This is a genomic window from Lysinibacillus sp. 38-6 (assembly GCF_046245175.1).
In the GTDB taxonomy this organism is placed as follows: Bacteria; Bacillota; Bacilli; order Bacillales_A; family Planococcaceae; genus Lysinibacillus.
Genome location: NZ_CP176417.1, coordinates 1,443,145 through 1,468,326 on the forward strand (window position 1 = coordinate 1,443,145; position 25,182 = coordinate 1,468,326).

Sequence of the window (25,182 nt, forward strand, 5' to 3'; positions counted from 1 at the left end):
TTTATCCAGGCACCTCCATTTGTGTTGCTTGCATGACGAGGGCTGTTAACCCTTTGTCGCTTCCTGACGCATGCGCTTGTCCCTTATGCCAAAAAACACCATCGCCCTGTTTAACAAAATGTTTCTTTCTAGTTTCATCATAGACCCAACCTTCTCCCTCGATAACAATAAATAACTGCGGAACAGGTGCTTCGTGTAGACCTACAACTCCTCCCGCTTCTATGTAAATAAAACCAATATTTGTCGGCTCTACGGTTTTCATTATTTTTGAATAATATGCGTGTAGCGAGTTATATTGATGAATCGCTTTAGCACCATGTTTTGTAAAATGATAGATTTTAATGCAAAACACCCCTTTTATGAATTGTTAAACCATTTTATACATTAATACATCATCAATATACTCGTTGTCAGATACTTTGATTTCATTTATTTTTCTACCTTCTTCGATAAATCCCATTTTTCGATAAAGCTTAATAGCGCCGACATTCGTTGAAAATACACCTAAGCAAACTTTCTCAATTTGTGGATTAGCTACGGCCCATGTCAATAACGCTTCAATTAATTGTTTGCCAATTCCTTGCCCCCGATATTCTTTACACACCATCATCCCAAAGCTACCTGTATGTGCTAAACGTTTGCGTTCTGGCGATTGAAAGGCTAGCCACCCCACCATATCGTCATTATATTCGGCAATCAGGATTGTTTCACGATCATTTGCCAGTATCTTCTGAATCCATGCTTTCTGCCCTTCAACTGTTTGCTGAAATTCCGTTCCAGTTGAAATTAAATACTGTTCTTCTGCTATCACTTCCTGCTGGATGGCCAGCATTTGTTGGGCATCTGCAAGACGAGCGACACGAATATGAATTTGACAACTCATCATCTTTCCTCCAATTTAGCTTTTCTTATATTTTACTATAAAACTATTAATTGGATAAGTGTTGGTGCAAGATCGTTAAATGCAAAAAAAGCCCAGAAAAGTTTCTGGGCTTGATGACACTTATTGCTTCTAGCATGATTAAAACTGTCGGGCTTTCGCTTCACTTCTCAAGATACGGTTATGGAGAGTAATCTCCGTTTCACCATTTACTTGAGATTTTGAACGCTTAATCCTTGTCCAGTTACGGTGGATTTTTTGAGATTTCGGGTCTAATTGTTCCGGCCTACTCATTTGACATCCTCCTCATCATTATAGACTTCATAAGTGAATCATAGATAGTATGGTCATTTTTTAAAGGATTAAACATTTTTTCGATTCGTTAAAAACCTTAGGTTATTACGACACTAATTGATAGCGACATTATTGACACCATCATAAATTTTAAGCCTATTTCGGCCACTATCTTTCGCAACGTAAAGTGCCTGATCAGCCTTGTCAATTAAATCGTAAAAGTTCAAAATATCGTTATCGTTCGCAAATTCAGCAATACCAACACTTACCGTCAAATGTATAAATTGTTCGCCCATCTGAAACGGAAATTCTTCAATATTTCTTCTAATTCGTTCAGCAATTTTCACAGCACTTTCCACTGACGTCGTTGGAGACAATATAACAAATTCCTCTCCCCCGTATCTCGTTGTAATATCTTTTCTTCGGACGGATTCCTTTATGATCGACGCAACATGTTTTAACACTTCATCACCGATTAAATGCCCATACGTATCATTAATGTTTTTAAAAAAATCAATATCAATCGCTATACAAGAGCAATGATTTTTTTCATTTTTACAATTTTGAAAAACATGTTCACCTTGCTCGATTAAATAACGACGATTGTATAGTTTCGTAAGTTGACAAGTAACCGATAGCTCCTTTAATAGGATGGTGTCTTCTTTCACTTTTGTGCTCATGTCATTAAAAGATAAGCACAGTTCCTGAAATTCTTTGGCATAACGTGCTAACTGAATTTCATTGATTTGATAATCGTAGTTACCTTGTTGTACTTTAGCAACACCTTGCAGTAACTGCTGAATCGGCTCCTCCATTCTTCTCGTTAACAGCACCATAATTTGTATCGTTAAAAACGTACCTACTAAAATACAAATGGCTAATAACCCAAATCTTTTTATTAAAGGTGTATACGCTTCCAATAGATGGACTTCCGAAATCATGTACCATTTCCCTTGATTAATTGCCTTACTTTTTGCCAACACCCATTGTCCCTGTGCATCTTTATACGTGTTCAATGGCGATGGCAGTGCATTCGCTTGTGCAATCGTCAAAATACGATCATCAATATTTTGGGCAAATAAAAGGGTATCTACATGTTCTTTTTTGGCATCCAAATCTGTTAGTAACGTGCCATCGTGATTGACAATATAAGCATGCCCTTGAAAACCTACTCTTGATTCGTTTAGAAGCTTATCGATTGTAGCAAAATTGACAGTGCCAAATATAACACCATTAAACTGTTGTTGCGCATCAAGAATGGGAGAAGCAAATGCAATAATAGGCTCATTTGTTACTCGACTAATTAAGACATCTGTAATGGTTTGCTCGTTCATATTTTTCGCTGCTTGAAAATAGTCCCGATTACTGACATCCATGCCCACACCATTTTGATGATATGCTGTCACTGTATCGAATTGTACCTTACCTTCTTTGTTCACGAACACTAAATCAGTAAAAACGGAATGTTTTTTAAAATCTTGAAAAAAAGTCTGCGTTTGTTCAAATTGATAGCCTTGAACAAAATCTACATTCGCGATTGTATAGATAGCCTTTGAACGCTCCATTAACCAGCTTTCAAAAAAATAACTTTGAGCGTCTAAGTAATTCGTCATTTCTTCTTTTTGATGGTTAATCATTTGCCGATATTCGATAAAGACAGTAGGAATAAATATACATAAACTAATGATTAAAATAATCATGATATGTCCTCTTCGAAGCTGATGTTTAATTGTATTTTTTTGCACTAAAACTTTATCAACTATTTTCAAACCCTTTCCCTCCACAATACACAATCCATAATCGCCAATAAATTGGAAATTTTTTAATTTTCATATTAAAAATACCATAACAATACCGTTATGACAGTGAGAAAGTTAATAGGTAGTGAATAAAATTTTAAGATTCGCTAAATAAAATTTGGTACAATTAGTATATACAGGTAAATATAATTGGAGGAACTTATGGAAATTAGAGATTATCAAGGAATAGATGAAATAGGTTGGGTACGTTGTCGCGTGTTATCCTTTTTAAATACCGCTTATTTTGACAATGTTCTTCAGAAAAAGGAGACCTATGCGCAGCCAGCCATTGAACTCGTTGCCATAGCGGATCAACAAGTTATTGGTTTACTGGATATTGAATATGAAGTGCAGCCGCATACGGTGTGTTCAAGAGGCGAAGGCTTAGGGGGCATGATTTGGCATATCGCGGTTCATCCTGATTATCAACGTAAAGGAGTAGCTCATCAATTATTACAAGAAGCCGAAAAAAGAGCGCAAGAAAAAAAGTTAAATCGTTTGGAAGCTTGGACAAGAGACGATCAGTGGGTAAACAATTGGTACATAAACAATCAATTTTCAATCGTTGATTCCTATTTACAAGTATTTATGGATAGTGAAGAGCTGAAACTTGCAGTGACAACCGACATACCTGAATTGTATCCCGTTCAAGCATTTGCCCATTATGTTGGCAAAGAGCGCGAGAAAATAAAGGAACGCTTTGCAAGAGTACATGAATGTTTTTGTTTTGAGAAAAAATTGTTGTGACAATCTTTGACCAAATTTAAATAAGCACAACGTAAGACGATCCCGCACGAGCGATCATAGCGTCTTACGTTGTGCCTTTTTAGCGCTTCATTTTTTAAAACGATTTTTTGTGTTGCCATATATGAGCATAAACACGGTAAGCCCAACAAATAAAATGGTACCAACGATAAAAAGCCAATTCGTTTGGAAGATCCCATTCAGTGCCCATAATAATAGACAAAAACAATAGCCATACATAATCTTGCCTGTAAATTTAGCAAGTGCTGTTTCATCATAAGTTTCTTTTTTGCGATCGGACATAGTGTTATATCCTGCTATGAAAAATGCCCCTTTACCTTGCGATAAAACAATAGCAAAAATTAAAAATGGTATCATTATGATTAAAAGTACAATAGCTTCTATCATCGTTCTTCCCCCAATTGACTTTCTATCATAGCCTATTGCTAGTCATTGACGATAAAGTGATGAATCGTTGGTAATAAGTTTGCATGCAATGGCAATGTTGGATCCGCATAGGTAGCTAAATTTTGTGCTCGATCCTCCGGTGCGTTTTTCAAAATATGATTCATGCCTTCTAAATAGATAAGCTCTGCTTTGTCATTTCCATGCTTTAACGCCTCTGCATCTGTCTTATTTACTTGGATATCCGTTGTTCCTTGAAGTATTAAAACGCGACCTTTAACTCGTTGAAGCTCGGTAGCTGGATTATATTTCAGCCAGGAGATCATATAAGGTTGCACAGATGGTCTAAATAATGCTTGTAGCTCAGCAGATACATTTTGTACTTGTTCCCCTTTTTTCAATGCTGCAAGAATCGTTGTTGCTTCAGTTGTTTGGGCTGGTGTTAATTGTCCTGCTAGTTGCTCTAGCAGCAATGTATCAGCAGTTCTACCTACACCCGCTATCGACACAAAGGAATCAACATCGGCCTTTTGAGCAGCTAACATGCCTATTAACGAGCCTTCACTATGGCCAATAATATGGACACTTGAAAATGCTTTATTTGCTGTCAGCGCATTGAGCACTTGCACGGCATCGTCAACATATTGATCGATCGTAATATCTTCTTCTATCGTCAATAAGGACGTATTATCTCCAATACCTCGCTTATCGTAACGCACACTTGCAATCCCCTCTTGCGCTAAACCTTCTGCAAGCATTTTCAAACTATTATTTTTTCCTGCGATTGCCGAATTACCATCCTTATCTGTCGGTCCAGAACCTGCTAGAATGAGGACGACTGGTGATGGCTCTTTACTACTTTTTTGCAGTGCTACTGTTAAATCACCATCTTTAACAGGAACTGTCATGCTTTCATACGACACAGGCTCTGCAGGCAGTTCTGTATACGGCTTTAATAGCAAGTGGAATTGACCGCCATTTTGCGTGAACGTTGCTTCAATTTGGTTATCTTTTAATGTACCGTTAATTGCAATAAGCGAGCCGTTTAAATTAATGGTAATTTGTACTTGGTCACCGTCATATGTTACGCTTTTAAACGGATAATTGCTTAAACCTTGTGCTGGAACAGATAACGTTCCTCCCTCTTGTTGTAAGTCCACAATAATTGGTAGCGCACCATTTGGCAGTTCAATATTGCCTGCCCATTTTCCGATTAGTTGTTCATTCATGCTTTGTCCATCCTCCTTTTTGTCCACCTGTGTTGCCGCACCCTTTTGAGAACAAGCAACCAATAATAATGTGACAAAACATAATACGATCAGCTTTTTCATGAAAGTCCCTCCTTATATCCAAATAAACATCAGCACCAATATGTAATGATTAACACTGTCGCTAAGGATTGGTAACTTATTCTGTTATACTAATAATATAACAGTGTATTTGTAATATCAACTTTATTTAGAAAATAAAAAGAAAGACCCAGAAAAATTCTGGGTCTCATGGACACTTATACATTCTATTTGATTGTACAGTTGCGGTATCTACTTCATCCTAAGATTCAGTAACACAAAGTATTACCTAACCCTTAAGATATGTGAAGCATCAACCTTATTCAGCTGTGGCGGACTTTCCTGAGATTCATTGTCTACTGGTGTGGAACTTGAAGTACTCATTCTGCATCCTCCTCATCAATGTCGATGATTAAGTGTATCCTTTAACAGTATGGCGCATCTACAAACATTTTATACAGCGTGTTAAAAAATTTTTTTATATGTTCTTAACTCGACTTATTTTACACTTAGCTGTTTATCGTGAAACACTTGCTGGGCAACCGTTAGCGCGTTTTGCACGCGTGGAAAACCGATATATGGCACTAATTGTAATAGTGCTTCAACAACTTCTGTTGGTGTTAGTCCTGCATGCAAACCTCGTGTTATATGTGTTTTCGTTTGCGGTGCAGCACCTTGTGTCACAACAGCAGTAAGCACGACAAGTGCGCGGCTTTTCGCATCAAGACCTGGCCTTGAATAAACATCCCCATAGGCAAACTCGATAATCATTTTGCGCAAATCAGGTGCAATATCTGCGAGTGTATCGGAGTCGATCAGGCGAGCTGCTTCTTCTTCTGTTACATATTGCTTTATCGTTTCTAACCCCTTTGTAAAACGATCTGTCATTCATCATTCCTCCCTTGCCTTATACAAAAACCCCAATTTCGCGTCTCCGAAAATTGGGGATTGTCCTTCACATATGTAAGGTGCTCTTCTTTTGTTTCACCCGCTGGCTCCACAGAAAAAGGATTAAGGTTTTTCATAGTGCCTCACTGGACAGCTTTAATGAATATCTATGCAAATGTCTCAAAGGACTTGCACGCATAATAATTAAACGAAGCAAGCTTTTGCTTTGTCGATTTGAATCGTCACTTGATCGAAACCTGTACCACCTAAGGAATGTCGGCGGCGAACAGCTGCTTCAGGTGCCAACACATCATAAATATCCGCTTCGATTAGCTCGCTTTCTTTTTTCATGTCTTCAATTGGTAAATCTAATAAATAAATGCCCTTTTGAATACATGTAAACACTAATTTACCTGTTACTTCATGCGCTTCACGGAATGGCATACCTTTTGTTGCAAGATAATCTGCTAATTCGGTTGCATTGGAGAAGTCAGAGTGAACGGCCTTGTGCAGACGCTCCTTATTGACTGTCATCGTGCGTACCATACCTTCAAAGATTTTTAATGAACCAAGAATGGTATGCACAGTATCGAACATTCCTTCTTTGTCTTCTTGCATGTCCTTGTTGTATGTTAACGGCGTTCCTTTTAGAACTGTTAATAAGCCCATAAGGTTACCGTAGACACGACCTGTTTTTCCGCGAATTAACTCCGCCATATCTGGATTTTTCTTCTGTGGCATAATGGAAGAACCTGTTGAGAAGGCATCATCCAATTCGATAAATTTAAATTCATCTGTCGACCATAAAATAATTTCCTCAGCAAAACGAGATAAATGCGCCATTAATAAGGATGAATTGCTTAAAAATTCGACGATAAAATCACGATCACTGACAGCATCCATAGAATTCGCGTACACTTCGCTAAAGCCAAGTAACTCTGCTGATTTTAGACGATCAATCGGAAAAGTTGTCCCTGCCATAGCACCAGCACCTAGTGGTAAAATATCAATGCGTTTAATGGATTCCGTAAAACGTTGTTTATCGCGCTCAAGCATCCAAAAATAGGCCATTAAATGGTGCGCAAAAGAAATGGGCTGTGCACGTTGTAAATGCGTATAGCCTGGAGCAATTGTATCAATATGCTCCTCCGCTTTTTCTACTAACGTTTTTTGGAATGTCTCGATACAACCGATTGCTTCCTTTACACGTTTTTTTAAGAAAATATGCATATCCGTTGCGACTTGGTCATTACGGCTACGACCTGTATGTAGTTTACCACCAACAGGTCCGATACAATCAATCAACATTTTTTCAAGGTTTAAATGAATATCTTCATTGGCAACCGTAAATTCAAGCTCACCAGCAATTGCTTTTTCGTGCAGTTGAGCAAGACCGTCCAGAATAGCTTCTACATCCTCTGCTGGTAAAATCCCTGTTGCACCAAGCATCGTGACATGTGCGACACTACCTTCTAGGTCTTCCAAAACAAGTTGTTGGTCAAAGCCGATCGATGCGCCAAATTCATCCACCCATGCTTCTGCTGATTTTTGGAAACGTCCGCCCCAAAGTTTTGTCATAACAGCTCACCTTTTTCTACATTTCTTTTGGAAAAGGTGCAGTACAGCGTCCAAGCTACACTACACCCTAAAGTAATAATTATTTTTTATTAACTGAAGAGTTAACCACTGTTGGCAGACCCCATAGTTCGATAAAGCCTACAGCTGATGCGTGGTTGAATTGATCTTCTTTAGAGTAAGTTGCTAATTTTTCATTGTATAGTGAATTTGGTGATTTACGTCCTTCTACAATCGCATGTCCTTTATAAAGTTTCACACGAACAGTACCGTTGACATATTGTTGTGATTCTGCAAGGAAAGCTTGTAATGCATCACGTAAAGGTGAGAACCATAAACCATCATAAATCAGTTCAGATAATTTTTTCTCAATCACTGGTTTGAAGTGTGCTAGCTCTTTTACAAGTGTTAAGTCTTCAAGCTCTTTATGAGCAGTTAACAGTACTTTAGCACCTGGAATTTCGTATACTTCACGAGATTTAATACCAACTAAACGGTTTTCAACATGGTCGATACGGCCAACACCGTGCGCACCTGCTACTGCGTTTAGTTCTTGAATTAAATCAGCAAGCTTCATTTCTTTGCCATTTAAAGCTACCGGTTTACCAGCAATAAATTCGATTTCTACATATTCTGCTTCATTTGGTGCGTTTTCAACAGAAACAGTTAGGCCATAAGCTTCCTCTGGTGGAGATACCCAAGGATCTTCCATAACGCCCGCTTCATTTGCACGACCCCATAAGTTTTGGTCAATCGAGAACGGTGAATCTAATGTTGCCGGGATCGGTACATTATGTTGCATTGCATATTCGATTTCTTCATCACGGCTCCAACCCCACTCACGTACAGGAGCTAGTACTTCTAAATCTGGATTTAATGCTTTAATAGATACTTCAAAACGAACTTGGTCATTCCCTTTACCTGTGCAACCGTGAGCTACTGCATCCGCACCGACTTGGTTCGCGATTTCCACTAATTTTTTTGAAATTAACGGACGAGAAAGTGCTGATACTAATGGATATTTTTGCTCGTACCACGTATGTGCTTGTAACGAAATAAGCGCGTATTGCTCAGCGAATTCATCTTTTGCATCCACCATATATGATTCAATGGCACCTACTTGAAGTGCTTTATTTTTGACAAACTCAAGATCTTTTCCTTCACCAACGTCTAGACATACTGCGATAACGTCCCAACCTTGTTCTTTTAACCACGGAATTGCTACTGAAGTATCAAGACCGCCAGAGTATGCTAATACTACTTTTTTATTTGCCATACGAAATGCGCCTCCAATTGCTCTATATGATATGTATGTTTATACACTCACTTAAAAGTTTATACACGAATAGTACCATGTTATAAAAATAAATACAAGTGCATTTTTATAAAAAAATATACTTTTGCGAAGAATGTTAAAAGTCTGTTATAACAACGGTTGGGTCGTTATTTGAAGTTGCATCGTTTCACTCGAAAATACAATTTATTGCTTTTTAGATGAATGAATAACGTATAAACACGGCAGCTTATACAACAAAAAACCCACGTCGCATTCCTAGCAGCTTTTCATTAGTTGCAGGAACCTTCATGGGTTTTCCATCTGGATATTTATAAATTGTGTGGGTGCCTGGCACTTCGCAAATGCTTCGTGCCGTAAGAGTCTTCGTACATTTTTACATGAATAATTATAAATTGTTTGCGTGCCTGGCACCGAATTATTTCTTATTGAATAATGGTTTGGCTAAATATTCGATCGTGGCAGGTGCTAATGCATATAGTTTACTCGTCCAACCCATCATTCGTGGTAAATTGACTTCTCGAACTGGTCGATCAATTGTTTTGACCGTTGCCTGCGCTACTTCTTCTGGTGTTAATAATAATTTACCTAATGACTGTCGATAACCACTGTCATCATTTGCTTTATCTAAAAATGGCGTATCAATTGGTCCTGGATGGATGGCTGTTACTTTAATATTGTACGGCGCTAGCTCCATACGTAGGCCGTTTGTAAAGCCGACAATGGCGTGTTTTGTTGCAGCATAAACACTTGCTTTAGGCGTCGCGACTTTACCAGCTTGAGAACCGATAAAAATAAGTTGTCCTTGCTCACGTGCAATCATCGGTGTCGCTAAACGCTTTGCTAAATACATCGGCACACGTACATTCAGCTCCACCATTTGCGTAATATCTTCATCCGATAACATTGGGGCAATCGCAAACTTCCCTACCCCTGCTGATAATATAGCGACATCCAGAGTAGGCAGTTGCGCACAAACTTCATCAATTGCGCTTATTGACGTTAAATCAGCTTGTATGACATTGGCACCTAAACGTTGTAACGTTTTTAACGCTACTTCATTACGCCCTGTGGCATACACAATATGACCTTGCGCAACTAATAATTCAGTAATTTTTAAGCCCACACCACTCGTCGCACCTGTTACAAAGATTGTCTTTTTATTCATTTTCATGTATAAAACCTACTTTCGTGTAAACAAATAGACGCCATCCTCATTCTTTTCTGAAACTACAAGATGATTTGCTTCTAAATAGTCTAAATGTCCAAGTGTTTTGGATAATGTCAAGCCAAGCTGATGCTGGAAAATCGATGGATATAAACGTTTAGTCGTTTGTACGACTGTTAGTTGATCATCACCAAGCAAGTCATACACTTTCATCGATTGCTGATGCTGTCGCTCAAGTCGCTTATCAATCAATTGTGGTATGCCTTCTAAATTGGCACCATGCCCTGTATACATCATGTTGACAGGCAACTGACGTAATATGTCAAGGGATGCATTATATTGCAACAATGATTTCGGGCGACCTTGTGTGCGGTCTAAAGGTGGCTCGATTAATGGATTCGGTGTAATTTTTTCTAATAATAAATCTCCGCCGATCACATGATGCGATCTTTCATCCCAAAAAATAAAATGACTTTGTGCATGTCCTAGCGTTTCAATTGCCTTTAAACCAGGATGCCCAGGAACCTCATCACCACCGTGTAAAATTTGTGTTAAAGGTCTTTGCCCAACAAGTTCTATTTCACGGCGAACATGGACACTCGATTGAATATATTGCATTGGCACGCCGTGTTCAAACAAGCACTTACTGTAAAATTGTTCATGATATCGTAAAAAATCTTCGTCATGACGTAACCATTTATCATTATAGGCATGCCCTAAAATTTCAGCATGTGGAAATGCATCAACCCAACCAGCATGATCAGGATGATGATGTGTTAATACAACTTGTTCTATATCTTTTATGTCAAAGCCAGCCGCCCGAATTCCCGATTTTAGTGCATCATAGGCATCCGCCGTTTTTGGACCAACATCAAATATTGTGAGTGCATCACCTTTCACAACAAATGCATTGACATCTCCTACATCATAGGGTGTTGGAATTTCTATTTTATGTATCGACAAAGTTGTCTCCCCCTTTTTACGCAACAAATGAATACCGATTCATCCATTTTACAAGTTTTTCTTCCTCAAGTCACCCTTCTGTTGACAGATAGATATATTATCAATATAATTTTGAATAATCAAATTATTTATGTGCGTTGAGGAAGCCAAGTATGTAGCTGGTGAAGGTGTCCAGAGAGTGTTACATTTGCTGCAAGTAACATCACCCACTCCCATTACAGAACCTACTTCTGAGCAGTTATGACAACATAACCGTTCCCCTTGCGATAAAAGGGCTAAGAGTTGTGCCAATTGGCAAACAAAGGTGGTACCGCGGAAACGACAGCGTTTTCGTCCTTCTATATAAGGACGAGAGCGCTTTTTTTATTTTGAAACGGAGGTGTTTTGCTATGAAAAAAATAGTATTTATCGGTGCTGGCTCGATGGCAGAAGCATTGATTCAAGGCTGGATTAAGCAGGAAGTATTTAAAGCACAAGAAATATATGTCACCAATCGCTCCGATAAAGAACGCTTACAATATTTACACGATACGTATGGCATTCATTGTCACTTTGAAGAGGCCATTTATCAGCAGGCAGATCTAATTATTTTAGCGATCAAACCGAAGGATGCCATTACAGCTATGCAAGAATTAAAGTCCAAAATAACCGAACATACGGCCATCCTATCGATTTTAGCGGGCATTGCCATTGGCACGATTACAGAGCAATTAGGCTTACGCCCTGTCGCAAGAGTGATGCCTAATACTTCGGCAACGATCGGCATGTCCGCTAGTGGCATCGCCTTTAATGCGCAAGTGTCCGCTAAACAACGCGTGATGTTTTTACAATTATTAGAAGCTGTTGGATCTGTCATTGAAGTGGAGGAAGACCAACTGCATGCCGTTACAGCACTGTCTGGAAGTGGCCCTGCTTATATTTATTATTTAATGGAAGCATTTGAACGAGTTGGGATGGAAGTAGGACTGGCAAAAGATACGGTTAGACTCCTCATGACGCAAACGCTCGCAGGGACTGCTGAAATGCTCAAGCAATCCATCGATGAGCCAGATGTGCTTCGTAAAAAAGTGACAAGTCCAGGCGGTACTACAGAAGCTGGCATAAAGGCACTTGAACAGTATCAATTTAATCAAGCGATTGAAGCATGTATTAAAGAAGCAGAAGCTCGATCTCGCGCACTTGCAAATAGCAAGTAATCCAGGCAAAATAGAGGTAATAACTAGGAATTAGGAGGGCTTTGCATTGACTAAATTATTTCAACCATACCAATTACAAACGATTTCATTAAAAAACCGCATTGTCATGGCCCCAATGTGTATGTATTCTGCTAAAGATGATGGGTTGGTCACACCGTTCCATCACGTGCATTATGCAACACGTGCCGCTGGGCAAGTCGGCTTAATCTTATTAGAGGCAACAGCTGTCGTTCCTGAGGGACGAATCTCTAGCAACGATCTTGGCATTTGGGATGACGCACATATCGAAGGTTTACAACAATTAGTTTCAGCGATGCGGGCTTACGGAGCTAAAACAGGTATTCAGCTTGCCCATGCTGGACGGAAAGCTACGGTGGAAGGTGAAATTTTTGCTCCTTCAGCTATTGCTTTTAGTGATGCTTATCAAACACCAAGTGAAATGTCGCATGCTGATATTGACTATGTGATTGAAGCGTTTAAAAAAGCAGCCGTGCGTGCAAAACAAGCGGGCTTTGATGTGCTAGAGATTCATGGTGCACATGGCTATTTAATTAGTGAATTTTTATCGCCAGCAACTAATAAACGTAGCGATCAATACGGAGGCTCACAGGAAAATCGCTATCGCTTGCTCCGTCAAATTATTGATGCCATACGAAGTGTCTGGGATGGCCCACTACTTGTTCGAGTATCAGCGGAAGATTACGCACAAGATGGCACAACTATGGAGGACTTTATCGTCTTTAGTCGATGGATGAAATCACAAGGTGTCGATTTGGTTGATGTGTCAACAGGTGGTGTCGTACAGGCAGCTATTCAGGCATTCCCTGGCTATCAAGTGCCCCATGCGGAAGCAATTAAAGTGGGTGCCAATATTCCGACAGGTGCTGTAGGTTTAATCACCATCGCACAACATGCGGAAGAAATATTACAAAATAATCGCGCTGACTTGATTTTCTTAGGTCGTGTTTTACTACGTGAGCCCTATTGGCCACTACATGCCGCAAAAGAACTAGGCGCACCAATCGAACCGCCAGTGCAATATGTAAGAGGCTGGTAAGGCTACTGACGCTGATAGCTCTCAAGAGAATGAGCTATCAGCGTTTTTTCAGTCTTTATTGGCTATTTCTATAAGTTATGTGGCGATTCCCCTTCGTTTCATGGCGATTACGCTACATATAATGGCGATTTACCAAACCCGTGTATTTAATAAAGGGGATTTTGCTTCATTTCCTCATCAATTGCTTGTACTAACGCTGTTGCATCAGCTGCTGTAATCAATTCACCATTGACAATGGCAAAGAGGCCCTGCTCGCAAATTTCACAGTGCGACGTACAACCCGATTCTTCGATTTCTATATCTGCTCGCTCTACTAACACATCGTAGGCATCCGCTGCACCAAGCGATAAATTGGTCATACAAAATTCTACACGATTGAGCATTTGCTGCGGCTTTTTATTTTTCTTAAATAAGGAAAATACCATTTCACTTCACTCCTTTTCACTATATTTCCCCAGCTTCCGACGCTTGCTCTAATTGTAGCATGTAGTCATTATAAATAATCCCTTGTCTGAAATAATTGCAGTAATGGTTGTGGGACATGAACGGAATCTTTGTAAAAAAGGTAGACGGGGACGCTAGGTAATGCAAATGCTGTAAAAGGGACAATATTAAAGCGACCTTCCATTCGCTCTCTTCTTACAATCATACGAGGTAAAAATGACATACCTAAGCCATCCTTAATGAGTCGTTTCACAACAGATGATTGTGAAATGGATACTTGTTTTGTATAGACGTAGTTATTATGAATTTGGGGCAATATATCCTCCCAAATCGTTGGATGGTGATGGGTAAATAGCGTATATTTTTGAAACAATTCTTCGTAATCAATATAGCTTCCCGTTTCATCATCAAATGAATCGAGTGGAATGACTAACTCTAGCGGACTATCTACTAGCAATTCTTGACACCAATGTCGATAGCGCGTTGGCAGTAATGAAATACCGATATGTGCCTTGCCATGATGAATTAATTCTTCTATTTTAGAGGATTCCTCCACTAAAATGGATATTTCAATTGTCGGATGTTCATTTATAAACTGATAAATAACATGGGGTAAAATCGTTTCGACCATTAACGGGGTTATCGCAATAATAATTTTTTCTTGAATCCCCTTTGTCACTAATTGAAAGCGTTCAATACTTTTTTCCCACTGTTGTGTAATTTGCACCGCTTCCTTTAAAAATAACTCCCCTGCCTCTGTTAATTGCACGCGATTTTTTTCTCGTTTGAATAAGGAGACATTTAAAAACTGTTCTAACAGCTGAATATGTACTGAAATACTTGGTTGTGAAACATGTAATTCTTGAGCCGCTATTCGAAAATTACAGGTTTTTGCTGCTACAACAAAAGACTTTAGCCATTTATAATCCACACTGTCACCTACTTCAATTAAAAATTTTAATTAAATTCATTAAATATATTTAATTTACTTAATTGTATAACAATACTAAACTCAAAGCTAGATAGTTCATTTTACAACAAAGGGGAGCATGATTATGATAACTACGCTAAGTAAGCAGTTCAGTACTTTCGCCAAAAATGAATGTCACAACTCAAGTCCGCTATATGAATATTTAGCAATGCGCATTGCAGAAGATGAAGAATTATTGCTTTTTGCAAGTACAAGTGCCAGCGGTCAACCTACACCGAATTTATTGTTTGCAGCAGTCCATTATTTGCTTATGGCGCATCATGACGACCAATTGGCACGATTTTATCCATCGCTTACGACTACACCGAAGCCACTAGATACTGTCTATCCATTTTTCAAAAAATTTGTGTTGACGTATGCGGATGATTTAACAGTATTGCTACAAGAAAGGCTTGTGCAAACGAATGAGATTCGACGCTGTGCTTATTTGTATCCGATGATGGCTGAAATTTATCAAAAGCATCATATGCCCTTAGCATTTATTGAGATTGGCGCAAGCGCAGGATTACAACTTGCGATGGACCAATATAATTACTGCTATAACGACACGTTGTCTGTTCATAATTCCGATAGTGCACTAGTTTTAGCATCAAAAAATACAGGTGATGCTCTTCCCCCTGCAATTAGCCACCCCTTTGTTGTGTCACAAAGAATTGGCATTGATTTAAATCCATTAGACGTTACGAATGACGAAGACGTTGCATGGCTACAAGCGCTCATTTGGCCAGAACATCAAGAACGACGCACACGATTAAAAAAAGCAATCCCCATTGTAAGACAGCTTGATATCCAGCTTATGAAAGGCGATGCCATAGAAGAGCTAGTAGCTATTAGTAGCCAAATAAATAAAGAGACGATGTTAGTCGTCTTCCATACACACGTAGCCAATCAAATCCCGCTACCTTTACGACATCAGTTACTGGATCGTATAAAAGAAATCAGCATGGAAAGACCGCTTTATCATTGTTATAACAATTTATTTGACGGTCAATTACACCAGGACTTGGTGCATCATGGCGAAATAAAATCCATTCGAACAATCGAACAACCAGACGGGCATGCAAGATGGTTTAAATGGAAAGTGCCAGGCACCGAAACAATTTAATACAATTCGTAATTTTCAAACATTTGAAAACTAAAAAAGTGTTAGATTGATGGTCGTCAATCTAACACTTCCTTTTTTTGTCCCAAACTTCGTTCTATTATAATCTAGTTGCCCTAAAAATCATACTCTGCATCTTTTTTAGCACGAATTTCAGCGAAGGCTTCTGCTATCATTACGGTATCTTCGGCTAGACGTTCTAAGCGGAACAGGACATCGTCGTTAATAATTTCTTGGCGCAAGAAATCTTTTTCTTCAATAAAAACATAGGTCGGTACAATATGTGCTTTCATATAAGCAAGAATTGGCTTTAATTGTTGCTCTACCATTAAATAATGTTTGGCTGTCCCTGCTGTGACCATTACGCTAACGGTTTTGTCTCGAAAGGCATTGACAGGCAGCAAGTCGAAAATATTTTTTAAAGTTGCCGGAATGGACGCTTGAAATGTTGGTGTACCAATGACGATTGCATCAGCAGCCATAATCGTTTCTGCTACATACTTTGTATCGCCCTCGTACTCTACATAATGGCGACCATCACTAAAAGCGATATTGTACTGAGCCAAATCGAGTATTGTTACCTCATGTGTTGGATATTTTTCTTGCAATATATCAACCATTTTATGCATCGCTATTTTTGTTTTAGAGCCGACGATTGAACCTGCTAATGCTACGATTTTCATACTATTCGCCCCTTATTTTGCTGTATATTTTTTAATGGCTGGTAAAATGTCATTGCCAATGATTTCGATGTTCTTCATTAATTTTTCAAAAGGTACTCCACCAAAATCAATTTGTGCCATAAAGCGTTGCATACCATACAGTTCATATTGGTACAGCAACTTTTCAATAATTTGTTCCTTACTACCGACCATGAGTGCATCACGTGTATCGACTGCCTGGGCAAATTGCTGTTTTGGATAACCGCTGCCACGAATAGCTTGGAAGCCGCCATTCAGATGCGGATACATATTTTGCAATGCTTCTTTTGATGTATCTGCCACATAAAATAAACTTGTTGTGGCAATTGGTAGCTGCTCTGGATCAAAACCACTTCTATCAGCCGCCTCGCGATAAGCATCGACAGATGGTTTAAAGTTGATCGCTGGGCCACCTAATGTTGTTAACATCATCGGAATACCCATATAGCCTGCTTTAATAGCACTTGCAGGTGGGCCTCCCACTGCGCGCCAAATTGGTAAGGAACTATTTTTAGGCTGAGGTAAAATTTGCGCATTGTGGAGCGGTGCACGATACTGCCCTTCCCATGTAACGAGCTGTTCTTCATTAATTTTTTTAAGCAGCTCTAATTTTTCCTCAAAAATTTCTTCGTAGTCTTGTAAATTGACCCCAAGTAAATGATAAGCACCAACGCGCGAACCTCGACCCGCTACAATTTCTGCACGCCCGTCTGAAATTAAATCAATTGTCGCAAAATCCTCATATACTCTTACTGGATCAGATACACTTAGCACGGTTGCAGAACTGGCGATTTTAATTTTTTTCGTTGCTTGTGCAATCGCACCTAAAACGACTGTATGAGCTTGTGTTGTAAAATACGATTGATGGCTTTCGCCCACTCCAAATACATCGATGCCCGCTTGCTCCGCTAATTGGCTCATGTCAATTAGCTCCTGTATACGTTGCTGGGCAGATATGCGTTCACCAGTTAGTGGGTTCGGAATATGATCTCCGAGTGAATAAAGCCCAAACTCTAAGCCTTTTGATTGATCAATACGATAATTTTTCATTGTACTCTCTCCTTTAATCAAGCGGTTCTAATATCGCTTCAATTTCAGCGCGCTTTGCTTCTAAAAATGGTGGTAAATCTAGTTCATTCCCTAAATCCTCGATAGCGGAATCAACTGTAAAACCGGGTCCGTCTGTCGCTATTTCAAATAAAATGCCGTTGCGATCTCTAAAATAAAGACTTTGGAAGTAATAACGATCGACAACGCCTGAGCTATCTAAACCACGTGCTTTAATCAATGCATCCCATTGTTGAAGTTCCTCCACAGTGGCAACACGTAAAGCAAGATGATGAATACTGCCTCGTCCAGGCTTTTCACTAGGACCTTCCAATTCTTTAACAATGATTTCACCAAACGTTTCTCCTGCAATTGACTGAAGTCGTACTTCTTTGTCATCTTCATTCACTACTGTATAGCCAAAAAGCTCTTGTAATAAAGTCACAGTACGCTGTAAATAACGCACAGTTATTTCAACTGTGCCCATCCCTAAAATACGATGCTCTGTGGCAATATTGGAGCCATCCCACGCTTGCCAACTGGCTGGTACAGACTGTTCATCATGGTTTAACAGCACCATGCGTAAACCTTCGTGATCTTCAAAAAGTAAAGCATCTTTGCCGGCATATGTTGTTATTTCACTATGTTCCACTTGTAAAAGCTCAAAACGTTTTTTCCAATATAGTAAACTATCAAAGTTTGGTACTAGTAAGCCGATGCGCGTAATGGCATTCGTTCCACGTACAGTGCGTCCCGCTACAGGCATTTCAAAAAACGTTAATTCTGTTCCGGCTGCTCCCGTAAGATCGCCATAAAATAAATGGTACATGGACGGTGAATCTTGGTTAACCGTCTTTTTCACGCGACGTAAACCAAGGATTTTCGTGTAAAACTCATTATTTTGTTTGCCGTTTTTCGTTAACATGGAAATATGATGATGTCCGCTTATTTTGTTCATATAAATTCCTCCTAGTTTTCACTTGACTACGCAAGTGATAGTGCAAAAAAAATCACGCATCAGGTAATTTTTTTTCGCGGCTATGCTTTTCTAGCTTCGACATGAGTGTATATAAAGATTTCATTTCTTCTTCTGATAACACTTCTTCAAAAAATGAGGATTGAAAGTGAAGCTGACTTGGTGTCGCTGCATCGATCAATTGCTCGCCTTTTGTTGTTAGTGATATTGTTTTGGTCTTCCAGTTTTGCTTGCGCTCAATTAGTCCCTCTTTTTCAAGACGTGCAACCATCCGGGACATACCACCTTGCGTTACCGTCACTTTTTCCGCGAGCTGTGATTGCGTCAGTGGTGCGTATGTTTTAATTTGTATTAAGACATCGAACTGAGCAGTTGTTAAGTTAAAGCGCTTTAAAAATTCATTCGATAGCTGATTACTTTGATTCGTAAAGCGCATCATCCGCAACCATGTTAGTGAGCCGAGTGTATGTTTTTCCATCACTTAGCCCTCCCTTCCTCGAACTGTAATATCACTTTACCACGCAAGTGATAGTGTTGCAAGGAAAATATCTCGAATTTGAGATATTATTTAATGACACCATTAAATGCCATGTGAAATGGGATGTAAGCTGCCATTAAAGGCAAAAGAAATTCGACCCGTTTCTTCAGATATTACCATAATTAAAGCATCGCTTAGCTCGCTTAAACCGATTGCTGCTCGATGTCTTGTGCCTAGTTTTTTATCGCCTGTATTAATGTTTGAAAGAGGGAGCACATTGGCTGCCGAGACAATGCGATTGCTTTTCACTAACACCGCACCATCATGCAGTGGATTACCTGGATAAAAAATAGATTCTAACAACGTATGCGTTAATTCTGCTCCAATCGGAATCCCTGGTTTTATCAGATGGTCGATGGCATCCTCTCTTTCAAAGACAATTAATCCCCCATGTCGTCGTTTAGACATATTTTGCACGCAAACTGAAAGCTCTGGATATTTTTCAGTAAAGGGTGATAAATAGCAGTTTAAATAAAATGTAGCTGCTTGTATTTCAATCGTTGCAAATTGTTCTTTAATAGTATTTAAGTCGCCAAGTAAACAGTCTTCTACAGCATCCATCGCAGCTAAACTATGCTGTAACGATACAATCACTTGTCCGAGCTCCTGTTTTATGGTTTGTTTCAATGGAGCAGAATCACAGTTTGGTTGGTTCATAAACGACACCTCCGTTCTTTCTAATTGCTACACTTTTTAGTTTCCCTCTATGGAAAATTTTTATGCATTTTACTTGTAAATCAACTATTTCCCTACAAAAAAACACGGTACATCTAAAAAGATGCAACGTGTTTTTGTACGCGGTATAGGCTATCACATATGCCCAGCACGTATTTTTTTTACGATACTAAAAGTTGTATAGACTGCCGCTGGTGCAAGGACTGCGATGAAAATGAGCCATACTTTCAAGTTCTCGGATGATTTTAACAGTTCATAATTTGACATAACATAAAAAATAAGTCCGCCTAATAGTAAGTAGCTTAACACGTTTGGAAAGATAACAAGTAAACGTAAAACAGCTGGTGGCATCTTTTGTTGATCCATACAACCACTCCCCTTTACTTAATTATACGTAAATGATGTCGCAAACGCACTATAATTCTACAACTATTCCAAGTTCTAACTTATATTATACGACCTTTTTTTTGCAATAATTTTTCATCTAATAACCTTCAAATTTTTCAAATGAATATTCATTAATGATATTAAAATAATTCGTTGTTAGACCAATGAAAGACCGCTTGATCTGCTGTCAGGAAAGTTTGCGGAAAAACAGCTTGCGCTTCCGCTAAAAAAGTCGGTAAATCATGCGGTAAAAAACGCGCACTTAAATGATTAAGTAGTAAATATTGTGCGCCTGCTCTACTTGCTACCATCGCTGCTTCCACATTTGTTGAATGACCGTAGCTAGCGGCTAAATCCGTTGTGCTACCATCAAAAGTGGCTTCATGGACAACAACATCTGCTTCTTTAGCCAAGGTAATCGCTTCTTCACAATATTTCGTATCCCCTAAAATCGTAAGTGTAAAGCCTTTTTTAGGCGGTGCCACCACATCCTTTGCAGAAACAATGGTGCCATTTTCAAGTTGAATATCTTGTCCTCTTTTCAATTGTCCAAGCAATGGTCCTTTCGGTACACCGAAAGATTGTACTTTTTCCATCAGTAACTCGCCAGGTAAATCCTTTTGCTCTATGCGGTAACCAAAGCAAGGAACAACATGACGTAATTCACTCGCACGCACAACAAATTTTTCATCTTCATAAATAAGCCCATCTTGTACTTCTACAAATTGTAATGGATAGGTTAAATGTGTTTTCGATAATGCAAATGTTTGCTCGACCCATTGCTGTAAGCCAGCGGGCCCGAAAATCGTCAGTGGTTCATCGCCCCCTTGAAAAGATCGGGAGCTTAGAAAACCAGGTAACCCAAATATATGGTCACCGTGTAAATGTGTAATAAATATTTTCGACACTTTGCGTGGCTTTAACGATGTATGCAAAATTTGGTGCTGTGTCGCCTCCCCACAATCAAATAGCCACATTTCACCGTTTTCATCTAGTAATTTTAGCATTAACGCGCTCGTATTGCGCTCCTTTGAAGGCATGCCTGCGCCTGTTCCTAAAAAATGTAGTTGCATAACTGCCACCTCAATTCTTTTTTCGTGTCGTTCTATTGTACCTTATTGCTAAACAGAAGAAAAACCTTTGGTGAAAGCAATCCCCAAAGGTTTTTCTGTTATTTTGGTTGCCACGATACGAGCGCAGCGTGAAAGTCATGACGATAATAGTAACGACCATTCTTTTCTTCTATAAAGGGAGCAAGTGATTCCTCGACATGTGATCGCTTAAAATCCGTGTTCAATATTTTTTTACTTTGTGTTGTCACAAGCTGATCCAATGTTTCATATTCGTACGTTCGCTCCAGCGGAACAATGTGACAATCCGCATAAATATCCATTTCATATAGTAAATTTAAAAATTCAATATAATCTCTTCTTGGGTATTTAATATCATAACCGTACTTTTCATGTAGTACTTCGTTATGCGGTTGAATTGGCCCTGTCGTCATACCAATAATCGCACGCTTTTTAGCAAGCCGATTCATATGAGCAAGAGCCGCTTTAATTTCGTACATGCGGTAAAAACAGTTAACACCGACTACAATATCGTGTGCTTTTAGCTCATTGTCAGCCAGTTGCTCCCACTTCGCATGGACATAAGAAACATGGTTCTTGTCTTGTAAACATTGTTGTAAATAACTGAGGATGCTGTTAGAACTATCAACACATGTTAGTTCACGCACATAGTCTGCAAGTGGGAACGTATAATTGCCCCAGCCTGGCCCAATTTCAACAACAGAATGATGTGGTTGAATATACTTTTTTATTTCTTCAAAAATTTGTGCAGCATATGGATCCGTTTGCCCTATTTTTTTACGCGCGATCGATTGCGACCAAAATTGCTCCTCTAATTGATCATTGACCATGCGCTCTGGCATTTGCCCTTGCCAATCTTTCATGCCTTCTTGCCATAACGCTTCATAATTAATTGCTAACGGCCCTTTTCTTGTCATCCGCGTCCCTCTATTGTTAACATCTCATATATTTTTTTCATATCGATATTTGCACGCACATGGGAAGCCAGCATATTATAGGCATCTTCCCTGCGCTCTGCATCACTTTTAACATCTGTCGGCAATAATGCAAGCCCTTTTGACTGGCGAATATTATTGACAAGCTGACGTGTAAAGTTGCGATTATGGAATAAACCATGGAAATACGTACCGATTACTTGTTCGTCGGCACTGACAGCCCCATCTACACGGCCATCTGCTAAGTGTAAAAATGGTGAAACTTCCTCGCGTAAAATTTTTGTGCGCCCAAGATGGATTTCATAGCCCGTCAATGTGTCATTTCCTCTTGTTCCCGTCATTTGTACAGTCTTTTTTTGTCCTACAAAGACCGTTTCCATCGGTAATAGGCCTAGACCTTGAGCAGATTCGCCATTTCCTTCCACTGCATCTGGATCGAGTAAAGCTTCACCAAGCATTTGAAAGCCACCACATATACCAATAATTTTAGTACCACGTGCTCGTAGGTTCTTAATCGCCTGATCAAAGCCTTGTGCCTTCAGCCACGTTAAATCGTCCATTGTACTTTTTGTGCCAGGTAGAATAAGCAAATCCGGTGTACCCAATTCTGACACATTACCAATTAACCGCACACCGACCTCTGGCTCATCAAAAAATGGATCGATATCTGTAAAATTCGATATGCGCGGTAAACGAATCATTGCAACATCGACAGAAAATTCACCAGGCTTTGGTTTTTTAAAGCGCAGGGCAGATAACGCTAATGAATCTTCCGCTTCTATATTGACATCTACATAAGGCACTACCCCTAATACAGGAATGCCTGTCTCACGCTCTACCCATTCGATGCCATCATCTAATAATTCGCGCATACCACGGAATTTATTAATAATAAGTCCTTTAACACGTGCACGTTCTGCATCATCAAGCAATGCTAGCGTGCCAATAATAGAAGCAAAGACACCACCGCGGTCAATATCCGCCACTAATATAACTGCCGCATCTGCTAAATGAGCCATACGCATATTGGCGATATCGCGATCTTTCAAATTAATTTCAGCTGGGCTCCCTGCACCTTCAAGCACAATGACATCATATGTATTTTGTAATGTTCGTACCGACTTCTCAACAATCGGCATTGCTTGTTGCACAAATTGATTGCGATAGCTTTTGGCATCCATATTTAAAAAATGCTTGCCATGTACAATTACCTCAGACACCATATCTTGCTTTGGTTTCAGTAAAATCGGATTCATATCGGTTGTTGCTACTACGCGTGCTGCTTCTGCTTGCACCCCTTGTGCACGGCCAATTTCCCCACCATCTTCTGTGACAAATGAATTTAACGCCATATTTTGTGACTTAAATGGTACTACTTTAAGACCATCGTCTGAAAAAATGCGACATAGTGCCGTACATATCATACTTTTTCCAACATCAGAAGCCGTTCCTTGAATCATAATTGATTTTGCTGGCATCGTGATTGCCCTCCTTAATTCATTAGGAGGGTAGCTACTATTCAGCTCATTACTGAATATCCCTCCATAGAATGTACTTGGATTTAGAATTCAAGCCCTTTGACTGCAGGAATTCCCTCTTCATAATAATGTTTTGTGGCATCGATGGTTGACACTAAATCTGCCATCGCAACAAGGGCAGGATTTGCACTGCGTCCTGTTACGACAAGGTGCATTGTAGCAGGACGCTGCGCAATCGCTTCAAGCACTTCTGCTAATGGTAGTACATCATCAATTGGAAATTTAGTAATAGCCAGCGCATTGTTCAGCTCATCTAACACAAGTAAATCAATGCTATCGTCTTGTAAAGCTTCCTTTGTTTTTTGCCAAGCCTTTGCTAATGCATCACGATGTTCCTCTGGTGTTTTTGTCCATGTAAAGCCAATGCCCATTTGCTCCATTTCTACACCAAGTTTCGATAAAGCAATTTTTTCACCATACGTACGCTCAGGCGATTTAATAAATTGCATATAGCGAACGTTTAAACCGCGACCTACTGCGCGCAACGTGACGCCAAGGGATGCTGTCGTTTTGCCCTTGCCATCACCTGTATATACTAAAAACAAGCCTTTTCTAGCCATTTTCCTTACCTCCTTAAAGCCAAGTTGTTTTTTCTTCAAATGCTGTTCGCTTTTTATCAGTAAGCACTTGCTCTTCTGGGTAGCCAAGGAAAATCGTACCGACAACTTTTTGCTTGTCGTTCGCACCGATAAATGTATGCATACGTTTATCATGAACAAGACCTACACCGCGCGTACGCCATACAAATCCTAGCCCAAGCTCTTGTGCCGCAAGCCACATTGACATGATGGCACTGCATACAGCAAAAATATTATCTGCTGTTGCATCTTCGTCATTTTCTACAATATCGGCAGTGACCACAATCGCAACAGGTGTTGTTTGGACAACCTTTAATGAGCTTTCCACTAAATTTGGCTTTGTCGGAAAACGTTCTTCTAAATAGGCATGCGCCATTGCTTCATAACGCTTCATCGCATCCCCTTGCATGACATAAAAATGCCACGGCTCGCGCATACGGTCGTTAGGTGCATATGTTGCGGCTTGTAAAATTTGCTCGATTTTTTCTTTTTCAACTGGCTGTGTTGTATAGTTGCGGATGGCACGACGATTTTTTAATGCTTCCATTACTGTCATGAACGTATCCTCCTTTAAGTCTCTTTTCATTTGCCCATCTAACTTTTCAAATAAGAGAATAGCAAGCTGCT

General features: G+C 39.5%; 28 protein-coding genes. 4 read left to right on the plus strand and 24 right to left on the minus strand.

Translation table 11 applies throughout. The annotated features are described in order from the left end of the window. Position 1 precedes the first annotated feature (1 nt). The 4 genes from ACKVEV_RS07500 to ACKVEV_RS07515 all read right to left on the minus strand — a co-directional run bounded on the left by ACKVEV_RS07500 (position 2) and on the right by ACKVEV_RS07515 (position 2,943). A complete protein-coding gene (locus tag ACKVEV_RS07500) occupies positions 2–352 on the minus strand; it encodes a cupin domain-containing protein (RefSeq protein ID WP_409369778.1) in 351 nt (116 codons plus the stop codon). Between the two features lie 15 nt (positions 353–367). Beyond that, positions 368–886 (minus strand): GNAT family N-acetyltransferase, encoded by a 519-nt coding sequence (locus tag ACKVEV_RS07505; protein ID WP_409369779.1) that lies wholly within the window; start codon positions 884–886, stop codon positions 368–370. A 135-nt stretch (positions 887–1,021) separates the two neighbouring features. Continuing rightward, positions 1,022–1,174: a YpzG family protein gene (locus ACKVEV_RS07510; protein WP_069513162.1), complete on the minus strand. Its 153-nt coding sequence runs from the start codon at positions 1,172–1,174 to the stop codon at positions 1,022–1,024. Between the two features lie 113 nt (positions 1,175–1,287). Continuing rightward, a complete protein-coding gene (locus ACKVEV_RS07515; RefSeq protein WP_409369780.1) occupies positions 1,288–2,943 on the minus strand; it encodes a diguanylate cyclase in 1,656 nt (551 codons plus the stop codon). A 192-nt stretch (positions 2,944–3,135) separates the two neighbouring features. Here ACKVEV_RS07515 and ACKVEV_RS07520 point away from each other — a divergent pair, with 192 nt between their 5' ends. Next, positions 3,136–3,720: a GNAT family N-acetyltransferase gene (locus tag ACKVEV_RS07520; protein WP_409369781.1), complete on the plus strand. Its 585-nt coding sequence runs from the start codon at positions 3,136–3,138 to the stop codon at positions 3,718–3,720. A gap of 87 nt (positions 3,721–3,807) precedes the next feature. Here ACKVEV_RS07520 and ACKVEV_RS07525 read toward each other — a convergent pair whose 3' ends face one another. The 7 genes from ACKVEV_RS07525 to ACKVEV_RS07555 form a co-directional block, all read right to left on the minus strand. Further along, positions 3,808–4,125, minus strand: a complete 318-nt coding sequence (locus tag ACKVEV_RS07525) for a DUF3784 domain-containing protein (RefSeq protein ID WP_409369782.1) — start codon at positions 4,123–4,125, stop codon at positions 3,808–3,810. Between the two features lie 38 nt (positions 4,126–4,163). Beyond that, on the minus strand, positions 4,164–5,453 hold the full coding sequence (locus tag ACKVEV_RS07530; protein WP_409369783.1) for an alpha/beta hydrolase: 1,290 nt from the start codon (positions 5,451–5,453) through the stop codon (positions 4,164–4,166). A gap of 456 nt (positions 5,454–5,909) precedes the next feature. Continuing rightward, entirely contained in the window at positions 5,910–6,299 is a 390-nt protein-coding gene (locus ACKVEV_RS07535; protein WP_409369784.1) for a carboxymuconolactone decarboxylase family protein, read from the minus strand. A gap of 204 nt (positions 6,300–6,503) precedes the next feature. After that, entirely contained in the window at positions 6,504–7,877 is a 1,374-nt protein-coding gene (gene argH, locus ACKVEV_RS07540) for an argininosuccinate lyase (protein ID WP_409369785.1), read from the minus strand. A gap of 79 nt (positions 7,878–7,956) precedes the next feature. Continuing rightward, a complete protein-coding gene (locus tag ACKVEV_RS07545) occupies positions 7,957–9,150 on the minus strand; it encodes an argininosuccinate synthase (protein ID WP_409369786.1) in 1,194 nt (397 codons plus the stop codon). A gap of 436 nt (positions 9,151–9,586) precedes the next feature. Beyond that, entirely contained in the window at positions 9,587–10,342 is a 756-nt protein-coding gene (locus tag ACKVEV_RS07550; RefSeq protein ID WP_409369787.1) for an SDR family NAD(P)-dependent oxidoreductase, read from the minus strand. Positions 10,343–10,351: 9 nt separating this feature from the next. Beyond that, a complete protein-coding gene (locus tag ACKVEV_RS07555; protein ID WP_409369788.1) occupies positions 10,352–11,299 on the minus strand; it encodes an MBL fold metallo-hydrolase in 948 nt (315 codons plus the stop codon). A 389-nt stretch (positions 11,300–11,688) separates the two neighbouring features. On the opposite strand from ACKVEV_RS07555, the gene proC reads away from it, so the two are divergent. Next, the gene (proC, locus tag ACKVEV_RS07560; RefSeq protein WP_409369789.1) at positions 11,689–12,495 is read left to right on the plus strand and encodes a pyrroline-5-carboxylate reductase; all 807 of its coding nucleotides are present in this window, start codon (positions 11,689–11,691) and stop codon (positions 12,493–12,495) included. 46 nt (positions 12,496–12,541) lie between these two features. Further along, entirely contained in the window at positions 12,542–13,552 is a 1,011-nt protein-coding gene (gene namA / locus ACKVEV_RS07565) for an NADPH dehydrogenase NamA (protein ID WP_409369790.1), read from the plus strand. Positions 13,553–13,698: 146 nt separating this feature from the next. Here the strand turns inward: namA and ACKVEV_RS07570 are convergent, their stop codons facing one another. Further along, positions 13,699–13,977: a DUF1450 domain-containing protein gene (locus ACKVEV_RS07570; protein WP_409369791.1), complete on the minus strand. Its 279-nt coding sequence runs from the start codon at positions 13,975–13,977 to the stop codon at positions 13,699–13,701. A gap of 68 nt (positions 13,978–14,045) precedes the next feature. Next, positions 14,046–14,927 (minus strand): LysR family transcriptional regulator, encoded by an 882-nt coding sequence (locus tag ACKVEV_RS07575; protein ID WP_409369792.1) that lies wholly within the window; start codon positions 14,925–14,927, stop codon positions 14,046–14,048. 124 nt (positions 14,928–15,051) lie between these two features. Here ACKVEV_RS07575 and ACKVEV_RS07580 point away from each other — a divergent pair, with 124 nt between their 5' ends. Next, on the plus strand, positions 15,052–16,092 hold the full coding sequence (locus ACKVEV_RS07580) for a DUF2332 domain-containing protein (protein WP_409369793.1): 1,041 nt from the start codon (positions 15,052–15,054) through the stop codon (positions 16,090–16,092). A gap of 113 nt (positions 16,093–16,205) precedes the next feature. On the opposite strand, the gene ACKVEV_RS07585 is transcribed toward ACKVEV_RS07580, so the two are convergent. From ACKVEV_RS07585 to ACKVEV_RS07635, 11 genes are all read right to left on the minus strand, one after another. Beyond that, the gene (locus ACKVEV_RS07585) at positions 16,206–16,772 is read right to left on the minus strand and encodes an NADPH-dependent FMN reductase (protein ID WP_409369794.1); all 567 of its coding nucleotides are present in this window, start codon (positions 16,770–16,772) and stop codon (positions 16,206–16,208) included. Positions 16,773–16,784: 12 nt separating this feature from the next. Continuing rightward, positions 16,785–17,840 (minus strand): LLM class flavin-dependent oxidoreductase, encoded by a 1,056-nt coding sequence (locus tag ACKVEV_RS07590; RefSeq protein WP_409369795.1) that lies wholly within the window; start codon positions 17,838–17,840, stop codon positions 16,785–16,787. 13 nt (positions 17,841–17,853) lie between these two features. After that, on the minus strand, positions 17,854–18,795 hold the full coding sequence (locus ACKVEV_RS07595; protein ID WP_409369796.1) for a ring-cleaving dioxygenase: 942 nt from the start codon (positions 18,793–18,795) through the stop codon (positions 17,854–17,856). 52 nt (positions 18,796–18,847) lie between these two features. After that, positions 18,848–19,291: a MarR family winged helix-turn-helix transcriptional regulator gene (locus tag ACKVEV_RS07600; protein WP_409369797.1), complete on the minus strand. Its 444-nt coding sequence runs from the start codon at positions 19,289–19,291 to the stop codon at positions 18,848–18,850. A 102-nt stretch (positions 19,292–19,393) separates the two neighbouring features. After that, positions 19,394–20,008: a sporulation-specific diadenylate cyclase CdaS gene (gene cdaS, locus ACKVEV_RS07605; RefSeq protein ID WP_409369798.1), complete on the minus strand. Its 615-nt coding sequence runs from the start codon at positions 20,006–20,008 to the stop codon at positions 19,394–19,396. Positions 20,009–20,161: 153 nt separating this feature from the next. Next, complete coding sequence (locus ACKVEV_RS07610; protein ID WP_409369799.1) at positions 20,162–20,392, minus strand: acyl-phosphate glycerol 3-phosphate acyltransferase; 231 nt, start codon at positions 20,390–20,392, stop codon at positions 20,162–20,164. Between the two features lie 161 nt (positions 20,393–20,553). Further along, positions 20,554–21,486 carry a ribonuclease Z gene (gene rnz, locus ACKVEV_RS07615; RefSeq protein ID WP_409369800.1) on the minus strand — a complete coding sequence of 311 codons (933 nt, stop codon included), beginning with the start codon at positions 21,484–21,486 and terminating at the stop codon, positions 20,554–20,556. Between the two features lie 98 nt (positions 21,487–21,584). Beyond that, positions 21,585–22,421: a class I SAM-dependent methyltransferase gene (locus ACKVEV_RS07620; protein WP_409369801.1), complete on the minus strand. Its 837-nt coding sequence runs from the start codon at positions 22,419–22,421 to the stop codon at positions 21,585–21,587. Further along, on the minus strand, positions 22,418–23,917 hold the full coding sequence (locus ACKVEV_RS07625) for a cobyric acid synthase (protein WP_409369802.1): 1,500 nt from the start codon (positions 23,915–23,917) through the stop codon (positions 22,418–22,420). The genes ACKVEV_RS07620 and ACKVEV_RS07625 overlap by 4 nt, the downstream gene beginning before the upstream one ends. A gap of 83 nt (positions 23,918–24,000) precedes the next feature. After that, positions 24,001–24,537 (minus strand): cob(I)yrinic acid a,c-diamide adenosyltransferase, encoded by a 537-nt coding sequence (locus ACKVEV_RS07630; RefSeq protein ID WP_409369803.1) that lies wholly within the window; start codon positions 24,535–24,537, stop codon positions 24,001–24,003. Positions 24,538–24,550: 13 nt separating this feature from the next. After that, positions 24,551–25,111, minus strand: coding sequence for a nitroreductase (locus ACKVEV_RS07635; protein ID WP_409369804.1), 561 nt, complete (start codon positions 25,109–25,111; stop codon positions 24,551–24,553). Positions 25,112–25,182: the final 71 nt, after the last annotated feature.